This window comes from Streptomyces sp. NPDC093225 (genome assembly GCF_044753805.1).
Lineage (GTDB): Bacteria > Actinomycetota > Actinomycetes > Streptomycetales > Streptomycetaceae > Streptomyces.
Window position 1 is genome coordinate 1 of the sequence record NZ_JBIVNX010000101.1, and the last position, 8,882, is coordinate 8,882.

6 protein-coding genes are annotated in these 8,882 nt (G+C 74.2%); 3 read left to right on the top strand and 3 right to left on the bottom strand.

Features of this window, described 5'->3' with window-relative positions:
• Positions 1 to 263: 263 nt before the first annotated feature.
• Both ACIQCH_RS38065 and ACIQCH_RS38070 read right to left on the bottom strand, forming a co-directional pair.
• Entirely contained in the window at positions 264 to 929 is a 666-nt protein-coding gene (locus ACIQCH_RS38065) for a YoaK family protein (protein WP_402588895.1), read from the bottom strand.
• Positions 930 to 982: 53 nt separating this feature from the next.
• Positions 983 to 3,148 carry a serine hydrolase gene (locus ACIQCH_RS38070; protein WP_402588897.1) on the bottom strand — a complete coding sequence of 722 codons (2,166 nt, stop codon included), beginning with the start codon at positions 3,146 to 3,148 and terminating at the stop codon, positions 983 to 985.
• 184 nt (positions 3,149 to 3,332) lie between these two features.
• Between ACIQCH_RS38070 and ACIQCH_RS38075 the strand changes: the two genes are divergently transcribed.
• The 3 genes from ACIQCH_RS38075 (at position 3,333) to ACIQCH_RS38085 (ending at position 7,845) form a co-directional block, all read left to right on the top strand.
• A complete protein-coding gene (locus tag ACIQCH_RS38075; RefSeq protein WP_402588899.1) occupies positions 3,333 to 4,439 on the top strand; it encodes an NAD(P)H-dependent flavin oxidoreductase in 1,107 nt (368 codons plus the stop codon).
• A 14-nt stretch (positions 4,440 to 4,453) separates the two neighbouring features.
• Positions 4,454 to 6,064, top strand: coding sequence for an acyl-CoA synthetase (locus ACIQCH_RS38080; RefSeq protein ID WP_402588901.1), 1,611 nt, complete (start codon positions 4,454 to 4,456; stop codon positions 6,062 to 6,064).
• Between the two features lie 677 nt (positions 6,065 to 6,741).
• A complete protein-coding gene (locus ACIQCH_RS38085) occupies positions 6,742 to 7,845 on the top strand; it encodes a calcium:proton antiporter (protein WP_402588903.1) in 1,104 nt (367 codons plus the stop codon).
• 510 nt (positions 7,846 to 8,355) lie between these two features.
• On the opposite strand, the gene ACIQCH_RS38090 is transcribed toward ACIQCH_RS38085, so the two are convergent.
• Positions 8,356 to 8,592 (bottom strand): hypothetical protein, encoded by a 237-nt coding sequence (locus ACIQCH_RS38090; RefSeq protein WP_402588905.1) that lies wholly within the window; start codon positions 8,590 to 8,592, stop codon positions 8,356 to 8,358.
• Positions 8,593 to 8,882: the final 290 nt, after the last annotated feature.

Genomic DNA, 8,882 nt, shown 5'->3' on the forward strand with positions numbered 1-8,882 from the left:
TGGTCCGGAGGCAGGCCCGGGCCTGGGGTGGCCGAAGGCCAGGGCGAAGCCCCGAAGCCCCAGGGGTGGGCCTGCCGCAGGGCCTGCAGGCCATGCCGCGTCAAGCGCCGAGGGGACCCACACACCACGGGACCCACACCCCACGAAGCCGCCGGCACCTCTTACGCCTCACCCCACCCCCCACTTCAACCCACCCGTCCGCGCCACCCACGTGCCCGCCCCACCCCCACCCCCATGCCCCCACCCCCACGCCCCCACCCCCCTCACCCACTCCGCAGCCGCGCCTGAGGCACGAACGCCGCCGCCACCAGCAAGCTGATGCCCCCGGCGCTCCACAGCAGGGCGGACAGGGGCCAGTCCCACCGGATGAAGGCCGCGCCCACGACACCCCCGGCGAACATGGCCCCGACCGACGCCGCCCGTCGCTGCGTGGCCCCGGGCCCGCGCCCGAAAGCCGGGTCACGGCCGAGCAGCGACCCTGCCAGGAAGGCCGTCATCGCCCGGGTCACCAGAGTGGTCGGCATGTCCGGTACGGCCACTCGCATGGCGGTGACGTTGCGCAGACCCATCGCGAAGGCGAGGGTGGCGATGACGCCGAGGTGTCGCCCGGTCGGGGCGCTGCTCAGCGGTGGCACGCCCCAGGCCACTCCGCCGGCCGCCGCCACCAACAGGCCCTCCGCGGTGACGGCGAGCACGAACCAGCGGTGTCGGTGCGCCTCCAGTCGCCCCTCCAGCCGGGCGCCGGTGACCGCCCCCAGCACGAACGCGCCGAGTGAGACCGCGGGTGCACTGACCGACAGCCCGCCCTGTCCCAGCAACCCGAAGCCCAGGAAGAGCACGTTTCCGGTCTGCATGGCGGTGAACACCGGTCCCAGCCCCAGCAGTGCGGCCGCCTCGACGAGACCGGTCGCGAACGTGAGGGCCGCCATCAGCCGAGTCAGCGTCCCGGTCGGCGCGGCACGGGTCGGGAGGGGGTGCGCCATCAGTCGGCCGACCGGGTCCAGCCCACCGCCTCGAGCCGGGCCGCGTCCGCAGGCCGCTCCTCGGCGAAGACGGTTCGACCCCCAAGCCCCGCACCTACCCCAACCCTGCCCCCCGCTCCCGCCTCAACCTGCGCCTCAGCCTCAACCTGCGCCTCAACCTCAACCTGAGCCCCTACCCCAGCCCCAGCCCCAGCCCCAACCCCAGCCCCAACCCGCACCCGAATCCGGTCGACGTACACCCCCCGCCCCACGTACCGCCCCTCGGCCCGGTGCCGGAACCGAAGCCGGAGCTCCGCGTCCGCCCAGCGCCCCAGGGGTGCCGTCAGCCGGTGCCAGACGCGCCCCGACCAGCCGGTGACCGTGCCCTGCAGCCACTGCTCGCGGCCCACCCCGTGGGCGGTGGGGACGCCGCGGGAGGAGCCGGCGCCAGAGGGGCCGGTACCAGAAGGAACAGCACCAGAGGAACGGGCGCCAAAGGATCCGGCACCAGAGGAACCGAAGGAGCCGGCCTCGACCGACACGGCGTCCAATGGCACGGCGTCCAACGGCACGGCGTCCAAAGGCACGGTGTCGAAGGCGACAGGCTCCCAGGAGGCACCCCCGTCGACGGAGGCCTCCAGGTGCGCCGCACCGTCGTGGGGCACTGTGTCCCACCACAGGTCGCACTCCAGCACCGCGTGCGCCCCGAGCGGCCCGAGTGCGGGCAGGGTCAGGGTCCCCGTGCCGCCGGTGGCCATCCCGGAGTACCAGGCGGGCCGGCCGTGCGAGGTCCGTACGGGCACGGCCCGGGCCACCGCGTTGGCCACCGCCACCCGCGGCGCGCTGCCGGCCCGCCAGGTGCGCACGGGGTGCACCGAGTTGCCCAGCAGGATCAGGTACGAGTCGGTGGACGGGTCGAGCACGAGCGAGGTGCCGGTGAACCCGGTGTGCCCGGCGGCGTGCGGGGTGGCCATCGCGCCCATGTACCAGTGCTGGTAGAGCTCGAAGCCCAGGCCGTGGTCATCGCCCGGGAAGGCGGTGTTGAAGTCGGTGAACAGCAGCTCGACGGAGGCCGCCGAGAGGATCCGTACGGCGCCGTACGCCCCGCCGTCCAGCAGCGTCCGGGCGAGGACGGCGAGGTCCCAGGCCGTGCCGAAGACCCCGGCGTGGCCCGCGACCCCGCCCAGCGTGTGGGCGTTCTCGTCGTGCACCGCGCCCCAGACCAGTCCCCGGTCCAGCCCCGACCAGGGCGGCCGCTCGACCTCGGTGGCCGCGGTCAGCGGGCGCCACGCGGCGGGCGGTCGGAAGCGCGTGCGGTGCATCCCGAGCGGAATGGTGATCTCGTCGCGCAGCAGGACGTCCAGCGTGCTCCCGGTGACCCGCTCGAGGAGCAGGTGCAGCGCGATCAGGTTCAGGTCCGAGTACCGGTAGACGCTGCCCGGCGGGTCCTGCGGCCGTACCTGCCACAGCAGCCCCAGCTGTCCCGCTCGGGTGGACTCCCGGTAGAAGGGCACCCAGGACCGGAGCCCCGAGGTGTGCGTCAACAACTGACGCACCGTGATCAACTCCTTGCCGCCGCCGGTGAACTCCGGCAGGTACCGGTCGACGGGCGCCTCCAGCTCCAGCGCTCCGCGCTCCAGCTGCTGCACCGCCAGCACGGAGGTGAACAGCTTCGTCAGCGAGGCCAGGTCGAAGACGGTGTCCCGGCGCATGGGGATGCGCTCGGCGGGCGGCAGTTCGCGGGCGGTGTCGGTGCGCCCGTCGTAGTCGGCGTACCGCACGGCGTCCCCGACCGCCTCGTGCAGAGCGACCGTCCGCCCCCGCCCGGCGAGCACCACGGCCCCCGCGTACCACGGGTGTGCCGGCGAAGGCCCCAGGAAGCGGCGGGTCTCGTCGAGCGCCGCGTCCAGATGCTCCTCCAGCAGCCCCGCCTCGCGGGCGCTCCCGTACCGCAGGCTGCGCCACCCGCCCGGTACGCCCCACCGGCGGCCCGGGCCGCCGCGGCCGCCGTCCGGACCGCGCCCGCGGCCGCCGTCCGGCCCGGTCCCGCGGGCGGCCGCGGCCCCCGGCAGCGACTGCGCGGCGAGCACGCCCCCGAGCACGCCGCCGAGCGCCAGCAGCTGCCCCGCCAGCCTCCTGCGACTCAGCCGGCCGGAAACGCCGTCCGTGTCCTCACGCTCGCCCATGGTCCTCACCCTCGCCCATGGTCCTCACCCTCGCCCATGACCGGCCTTCCTCCCTCGCGGCGGCGCGTCCCCCAGTATCTGCCCGCGCACCGGCCCCACCCCGCTCCGACGGGCCCGCAAAGAATCTGACACAGCATCAGAAAATCTCTTCCCTCGGCCGTCGCCCTGCGGCATCCTGCGCCCCATGGAGACGGAGCTGAGCAAGAAACTGGGAGTCGAGCACGCCATCTTCGGCTTCACCCCCTTCCCGGCGGTGGCCGCGGCCATCACCCGCGCCGGAGGCCTCGGCGTGCTCGGCGCGGTCCGTTACACCGCACCCGACGACCTCGCCCGCGACCTCGACTGGATGCAGGCCCACACCGGCGGCAAGCCGTACGGCCTCGACGTGGTCATGCCCGCCAAGAAGGCCGTCGACGGCATCGGCGAGGCCGACATCGAGGCGATGATCCCCGAGGGCCACCGGGAGTTCGTCCGCGACACCCTCGCCAAGCACGGTGTCCCCGAGCTCCCCGAGGGCGAGGCCTCCGGCTGGCGGATCACCGGCTGGATGGAGCAGGTCGCCCGCAACCAGCTCGACGTCGCCTTCGACTACCCCATCAAGCTCCTCGCCAACGCCCTCGGCTCCCCGCCCGCCGACGTGGTCGCCCGCGCCCACGACCACGGCGTCCTCGTCGCCGCCCTCGCCGGCAGCGCCAAGCACGCCCGCCGGCACGCCGAAGCCGGCATCGACGTCGTCGTCGCCCAGGGCTACGAGGCCGGCGGGCACACCGGCGAGATCGCCTCCATGGTCCTCGTCCCCGAGATCGTCGAGGCCGTCGACCCGCTCCCGGTGCTCGCCGCCGGCGGCATCGGCAGCGGCGAACAGATCGCCGCCGGCCTGGCGCTCGGCGCGCAGGGCGTCTGGCTCGGCTCCCTGTGGCTGACCACCACCGAGGCCGAACTGCACTCCCGCGCCCTCACCGAGAAGCTGCTCGCGGCCGGCTCCGGCGACACCGTCCGCTCCCGCGCGCTGACCGGCAAGCCCGCCCGCCAGCTGCGCACCGAGTGGACCGACGCCTGGGACGACCCGGCCGGGCCCGGCGCGCTGCCGATGCCGCTGCAGGGCCTGCTCGTCGCCGAGGCCGTCTCCCGGATCCAGAAGTACGAGGTCCAACCGCTGCTCGGCACCCCGGTCGGCCAGATCGTCGGCCGCATGAACACCGAACGCAGCGTCCGGGCCGTCTTCGACGACCTCACCCGCGGTTTCGAGAGGGCCATCGACCGCATCAACCGCATCGCCGGACGAGCCTGAGGAGCCGGACCGCCATGACCGCCCCCGACAACGCGCCGGAGACCGCCTCCGCGACCACTCCGGCCGCCCCGACCACCGCGCAGCCCCCGAACGGATTCTGGGCACAGGCCGCGGCCGATCCCGACCGGATCGTGGTCACCGCTCCCGACGGCGAGCAGTGGACCGCGGGCCGCCTGCACCGGGCCGTCAACCAGCTCGTCCACGGCCTGCGCGCGGCCGGCCTGGAGCGCGGCGACGCCTTCGCCGTCGTGCTCCCCAACGGCGTCGAGTTCTTCACCGCCCACCTCGCCGCCAGCCAGGCCGGCTTCTACCTCGTCCCGGTCAACCACCACCTGGTCGGCCCCGAGATCGCCTGGATCGTCGCGGACTCCGGCGCCAAGGTGCTCATCGCCCACGAGAGGTTCGCCGCCGCCGCGACGGCAGCCGCCGACGAGGCCGCCCTGCCCGCGAGCCACCGCTACGCCGTCGGAGCGGTGCCGGGCTTCCGCCCGTACGCCGAACTCCTCGACGGACAGCCCGGTTCCGCCCCCGCCGACCGCACCCTCGGCTGGGTCATGAACTACACCTCCGGTACGACGGGCCGCCCGCGCGGCATCCGGCGCCCGCTGCCCGGGAAGCCGCCGGAGCAGACGTACTTGGGCGGCTTCCTCGGCATCTTCGGCATCCGCCCCTTCGAGGGCAACGTCCATCTGGTCTGCTCGCCGCTCTACCACACCGCGGTGCTGCAGTTCGCGGGCGCGGCGCTGCACATCGGGCACCCGCTCGTCCTGATGGACAAGTGGAGCCCCGAGGACATGCTCCGCCTGATCGACCGTCACGCGTGCACGCACACCCACATGGTCCCCACCCAGTTCCACCGCCTGCTCGCGCTCCCGCAGGAGACGAAGGACGCGTACGACGTCTCGTCGATGCGGCACGCCATCCACGGCGCCGCGCCCTGCCCGGACCACGTCAAGCGCGCCATGATCGAGTGGTGGGGGACCTGCGTCGAGGAGTACTACGCGGCCAGCGAGGGCGGCGGCGCGTTCGCCACGGCCGAGGACTGGCTCAAGAAGCCCGGCACGGTCGGCAAGGCCTGGCCGATCAGCGAGCTGGCCGTCTTCGACGACGACGGCAACCGGCTGCCGCCCGGGGAACTCGGCACCGTCTACATGAAGATGAGCACCGGGTCCTTCAGCTACCACAAGGACGAGGGCAAGACGCGGAAGAACCGCATCGGCGACTTCTTCACCGTCGGCGACCTCGGGGTGCTGGACGACGAGGGCTACCTGTTCCTCCGGGACCGGAAGATCGACATGATCATCTCGGGCGGGGTGAACGTCTACCCCGCCGAGATCGAGTCCGCCCTGCTCACCCACCCGGCCGTGGCGGACGCCGCCGCCTTCGGGATCCCGCACGCCGACTGGGGCGAGGAGGTCAAGGCGGTCGTCGAACCCGCCGAGGGCCACGAGCCGGGACCGGCGCTGGCCGCCGAGATCCTGGCCCACTGCGAGCGGCTGCTGGCCGGCTACAAGCGCCCCAAGACGGTCGACTTCATCACCGCCATGCCCCGCGACCCCAACGGCAAGCTCTACAAGCGCCGGCTGCGGGATCCGTACTGGGAGGGGCGCGACCGGGCTGTGTGAGGGGGTGGGGGACGGGGCTGGACGGGGGTGGGGGGCGGGGGTGGCCGGGGGCGGTGTGCGGGGCGGGGGGTTGGCGGGTCGGCCGGGGGCGGCGGGGGGTGCACAGGTTGAGGTGGAGTGCGGGTCGGTGGTCGGCTGGGGGCGCATGACGCGGCGTGGCGCGGGGTGGGAGGGCGGCCGGGGTGCGCATGAGGCAGCGGGGGCCGTCTCGTGGTGTGCGGGTCCCCTCGGCGCTTGACGGGGTGTGGCCTGCAGGCCCTGCGGCAGACCCACCCCTGGGGCTTCGGGGCCTTCGGCCCTGGCCTTCGGCCACCCCAGGCCCGGGCCTGCCTCCGGACCAGCCTGCCACACCCCGTCAAGCGCCTCCCCCACACACCACGAGACGGCGGCGTGCTGGCGCGAGGGCGAGGGGGTCTGCGTGAGCCGTGCAGGTGGGAGTCAGTCCGGCATGTGACGGTCCCTGACCTCCGGGCCCTGCCCGTCCGCCGCCTTGTCCGCCCCCTCCATGCCTCATCCGCCCCGTCCATGCCTCATCCGCCCCTCCCCGCCTTGTCCGCCCCCGCCCTGCCCGCCCTGCCCCGCCCGCCTCTTGCCCTGCCCGCCCCGCCCACCCGCCACCCACCCCCGGACGCGTCCGCACCCGCCGGAGCCGGGAACGGCGTGGCAGGGTGGAGGGCATGAACGCGGCAGTCGTCAGGTCCCCCGCCACCGACTGGACCTTCGTGGTCCCCGTCATCGCGCTCGTCGCGCTGGTCCTCACCTGGGGGCGCGACCTGCCGGGTTGGGCCGTGGCGCTGGTCGCGCTCTGCCTGGCCGGCGCGGTGCTGGCGGCGGTGCACCACGCGGAGGTGGTGGCCCACCGGGTGGGGGAGCCGTTCGGCTCGCTGGTCCTCGCCGTCGCCGTCACGGTCATCGAAGTGGCCCTCATCGTCACCCTGATGGCCGACGGCGGCGACAAGACCGCGACGCTGGCCCGCGACACCGTCTTCGCCGCAGTGATGATCACCTGCAACGGCATCGTCGGGCTGTCCCTGCTCCTCGGCGCGCTGCGCAACCGCGTGGCCGTCTTCAACGCCGAGGGTTCCGGTGCCGCTCTCGCCACCGTCGCCACCCTGGCCACCCTCAGTCTCGTCCTGCCCACCTTCACCACCAGCAAGCCCGGCCCCGAGTTCTCCGGCGCCCAGCTCACCTTCGCCGCCATCGCGTCCATCTGCCTGTACGGGCTCTTCATCGCCGTCCAGACCGTGCGCCACCGTGACTACTTCCTGCCCGTACCGACCACGAGGTCCGCCGAGTCCGACGACGACCACGCCGAGCCGCCCACCGCGCGGGCGGCGCTGATCAGCCTCGGATTGCTCGTCGTCGCCCTCGTCGCGGTGGTCGGCGACGCCAAGTCCGTCTCGCCCACCATCGAGTCCGTCGTGGCCGACGCGGGCCTGCCGCAGGCCGTCGTCGGCGTGATCATCGCCCTGCTGGTGCTGCTGCCCGAGACCCTGGCAGCGGTCCGCGCCGCCCGCCGCGACCGCGTACAGACCAGCCTCAACCTGGGCCTCGGCTCCGCCATCGCGAGCATCGGCCTGACCATCCCGGCCATCGCCCTGGCCTCGATCTGGCTGTCCGGCCCGCTCGTGCTCGGGCTCGGGCCCACCCACATGGTGCTGCTCACGCTCACGGTCGTCGTCGGCGGCCTGACGATCGTCCCGGGCCGCGCCACCCTCCTGCAGGGTGGCGTCCACCTGGTGATCCTCGCCGCGTACCTCTTCCTGGCCGTGAGTCCGTGAGGCACGTCCCCCGGGCGGGCCGCGGCCGTTCGGCCGTGCCCGCCTGGCGGGGACGCCGCCGCCGTCGAAGGATGCTGCCGACAGCCGTCCGTCGCAGCTTCCGGGAGTCCGCCATGCGCGCCACCGCAGCGAGCCGTGCCCGTCCGCCGGGCGGGTCCCGGACCGTCAGGAGGTGGCTCCTGGCCGGTGCCTGCCTGCTGTTGGCGGTCGTCGCCCCCGGCACGCCGGCCGTGGCCGCCGCCGTACGGGCCGTCGCGCCCGCCTGCGACGCGGACCTGACCGGTGTGTCCGTCCAGGACGAGTTCCTGCGCTTCCGGGTGCCCGCGGGCCCGATGCCGGACCCCCGGTTCGACTCCTCCACAACACCGGCACGCGCTCGGCCCGCACCGACGTCCGGGTGCGCGACATCCGACAGGTCATCGACCACGCGATCGCCACCGCCCGGCCGTCGGGCCGCAAGGTCACGCTGATCGGCTACTCACTCGGCGCGGCGCACGTGGGACGGACGCGCTACGCGGACAATCCGGTGCTGCCACAGAGCGCCGCCACCACCGCCGAGGTGAACCGGTCCGTCTTCGTCTCGTCGCTGTTCGGGTTCCCGACGGAGGAGACGCCACCCACGGACGGGTTCGCCACCTTCCCGCTGACGCTCGGCAGGCACTTCGCGCCGTCGGCCCTGCCGCAACCGCGCGAGGCCGCGTGCACCGGACGGGCCGTCCCCGGCGCCGCCGACGCGGCGTGGGCCACCACTATGGCTCCCCAGACACCGCCGTGCGCACCGCCACGCGCTGAAGCTGCGGCGGCCGACTCACGGCGGTCCAGACCCCGTAGGACCGACACCAGACCCGTAGGACCGACATACGGACCACCCAGACCCAGGCCACCGCATCCTTGGCACTGCCCGTGGGTCCCGTGGTGTGTGGGGGAGGCGCTTGAGCCGGTATGGCAGGCTGGTCCGGAGGCAGGCCCGGGCCTGGGGTGGCCGCAGGCCAGGGGCGGAGCCCCCTTGCCCCAGGGGTGGGCCTGCCGCAGGGCCT

Bases quoted from the DNA above. Each gene is read 5' to 3' on its own strand.
- ACIQCH_RS38065 (WP_402588895.1), bottom strand. From the start codon at position 929: ATGGCGGCCCTCACGTTCGCGACCGGTCTCGTCGAGGCGGCCGCACTG.
- ACIQCH_RS38070 (WP_402588897.1), bottom strand. From the start codon at position 3,148: ATGGGCGAGCGTGAGGACACGGACGGCGTTTCCGGCCGGCTGAGTCGC.
- ACIQCH_RS38075 (WP_402588899.1), top strand. From the start codon at position 3,333: ATGGAGACGGAGCTGAGCAAGAAACTGGGAGTCGAGCACGCCATCTTC.
- ACIQCH_RS38080 (WP_402588901.1), top strand. From the start codon at position 4,454: ATGACCGCCCCCGACAACGCGCCGGAGACCGCCTCCGCGACCACTCCG.
- ACIQCH_RS38085 (WP_402588903.1), top strand. From the start codon at position 6,742: ATGAACGCGGCAGTCGTCAGGTCCCCCGCCACCGACTGGACCTTCGTG.